Genomic DNA, 2,457 nt, shown 5'->3' with positions numbered 1-2,457 from the left:
TTTTCTCGCTGGTTCTTTTTTTTTTTTCACGCAGAAGACGGCATACGAGGTTCCCACCCGTGACTGGAGTTCAGACGGGTGCTCCTCCGAGCCCCCGCCCGCCGCCGCCGATCGCGGCTCGCGCGTCGACCAACGGCTGGGGACCCAGGTCGCGAAGCTCACCGGCGCGCGCTCGGATTCCACGGCGCTCGTCGGCACGCCCGAACAGGTCGCCGACGCACTGCTCGACTACTACGACCTCGGCGTAACGACGTTCCTGATCCGCGGCTTCGATCCGCTGGAGGACGCAATCGACTACGGCCGCGAACTGATTCCGCGCGTGCGCAGCGCCGTCGCCGCCCGCGACGCGGCACGCCACGCGGCCTGAGCCCAACGGAGCCATACGGAGCCCTACGCCATCATGTCCGCCGTCCTTTCCTCGCCCGTCCGTACCGCATCGGGCCTCGAACTCGCCGACGCGCCGCGCCAGCATTTCTGGTTCGATCCGCCGGCACCGCGCATCGACGTCGCCGCCGAGCGCCGTCACCGTCAGGAACGGCTCGCGGCCGCATTCCGCCTGTTCGCACGCTTCGGCTTCGCACAGGGGCTCGCCGGCCACATCACCGCACGCGACCCCGAGCTGCCCGACCACTTCTGGGTGAATCCGCTCGGCGTGCATTTCTCACAGATCAAGGTGTCCGACCTGCTGCTCGTCAATGCGCGCGGCGAAACCGCGATCGGCACGCGGCCGCTGAACAAGGCGGCATTCGCGATCCATGCGGCGATCCACGAAGCGCATCCGCATCTCGTCGCCGCCGCGCATACGCACTCGACGTACGGCAAGGCGTGGTCGACGCTCGGCCGCCCGCTCGATCCGCTCACGCAGGACGCCTGCGTGTTCTATGAAGACCACGCACTGTTCGACGACTTCACGGGGATGGTCGTCGACACGAGCGAAGGCGCGCGGATCGCGGAGGCACTCGTAAAGCCGGACGGCGCCACGCACAAGGGCGTGATCCTGAAGAACCACGGGATCCTGACCGCCGGCCCGACGGTCGAGGCCGCCGCGTGGTGGTACATCGCGCTCGACAACGCCGCGCACACGCAACTGCTGGCCGAAGCGGCCGGCACGCCGCAGCCGATCGATCACGCGACCGCACGCCACACGCACGGCCAGATCGGCGGCCCCGAGGGTGCGCTGCATGCATTCGACAGCCTGTTCGCGCGCGTCGTCGCCGACGAACCGGACCTGCTCGACTGAGCGCCATTCCGCACGACCGGAGACCAGACCACATGACCCGAACCACCGCACCCGCCGACGCGCACGACGACCAACGCCGCAAGCTGCTGCGCGCCGCCGGCGCCGTCGCGCTCGCCGCGCCCGCGATCACGCTGGGCCGCAAGGCCTGGTCCGCGCCCCCGCTGAAAAAGCTCACGTTCGCGTGGAACCAGAACGCGTTCTGCCTGACGCCGATCGTCGTCGCGCAGGAGCGCGGCTTCTTCGAGAAGAACGGCCTGAAGGTCGAGCTGATCAACTACAGCGGCTCGACCGACCAGTTGCTCGAATCGATCGCGACCGGCAAGGCCGATGCGGCGGTCGGGATGATCCACCGCTGGTTGAAGCCGCTCGAAGCCGGTTTCGACGTGAAGATCATCGGCAGCTCGCATGGCGGCTGCGTGCGGCTGCTCGGCGCGAAGGCGGCCGGCGTGACGACGCTGCAGGCGCTGAAGGGCAAGACGGTCGGCGTCAGCGATCTGGCTGCGCCTGGCAAGCACTTCTTCTCGATCCTGCTCGCGAAGAACGGGATCGATCCCGAGCGCGACATCACGTGGCGGCAGTATCCGGCCGACCTGCTCGGCGTGGCGGTCGACAAGGGCGAGATCCACGCGATCGCCGACGGCGACCCGAATCTCTATCTGCTCGAAAAGCGCAGCAACGGTGCGTACACGGAACTGGCGACGAACCTGTCCGGCGAATACGCGCGCAAGGTGTGCTGCGTGATCGGCGCGCGCGGCGACCTCGTGCGCAACGACCGGCCGTCGGCCGCCGCACTCGCGCGCTCGATCGTGCAGGCCACCGAGTTCACGCACGACAACCCGAACGAAGCCGCGAAGGTGTTCGCGAAGTATTCGCCGAAGATCAGCCCCGAGGACCTGCGCAAGCTCTACGCGACGCTCACCTACAACCACCACCCGACCAACGTCGACCTGCAGCAGGAAATCGCGTTCTACGCGGACGACTTCCGCCGCATCAGCGTGCTGAAGAAGAGTACCGACCCGCAGCGCTTCGCGCAGCAGGTCTATGCGAACGTGCTGGGGTGACGCGATGTCGACGATCGAACACGCTGCCCCTGCACGCACCGCGCCCGCCCCTTCAGGCGGCAATGCCGTCGCATCCGCGCCCGCGTCGCGCGTCGCCTGCACGGCCTGCGAAGCCACGCTCGCCGCCGAAGCCCGCCGCGCACGCACCTGGCCGAC

Annotated in this window: 2 protein-coding genes and 1 pseudogene; all 3 read left to right on the top strand. The window is 68.3% G+C overall.

Annotation, left to right across the window (positions count from 1 at the left end; translation table 11 throughout):
• Positions 1-367, top strand: a pseudogene (locus G3N93_RS38450) (hypothetical protein); the annotation flags it as partial.
• Positions 368-400: 33 nt separating this feature from the next.
• A complete protein-coding gene (locus tag G3N93_RS38445) occupies positions 401-1,240 on the top strand; it encodes a class II aldolase/adducin family protein (protein WP_174946122.1) in 840 nt (279 codons plus the stop codon).
• Between the two features lie 32 nt (positions 1,241-1,272).
• Complete coding sequence (locus tag G3N93_RS38440) at positions 1,273-2,301, top strand: ABC transporter substrate-binding protein (RefSeq protein WP_206135375.1); 1,029 nt, start codon at positions 1,273-1,275, stop codon at positions 2,299-2,301.
• Positions 2,302-2,457: the final 156 nt, after the last annotated feature.

Origin of the sequence: Burkholderia sp. Se-20378, assembly GCF_017104665.1 — a bacterium.
GTDB classification, from domain to species: domain Bacteria; phylum Pseudomonadota; class Gammaproteobacteria; order Burkholderiales; family Burkholderiaceae; genus Burkholderia; species Burkholderia lata.
The sequence above is the reverse complement of the archived record's forward strand: the minus strand, read 5'-3'. Positions and strand labels throughout refer to the sequence as shown.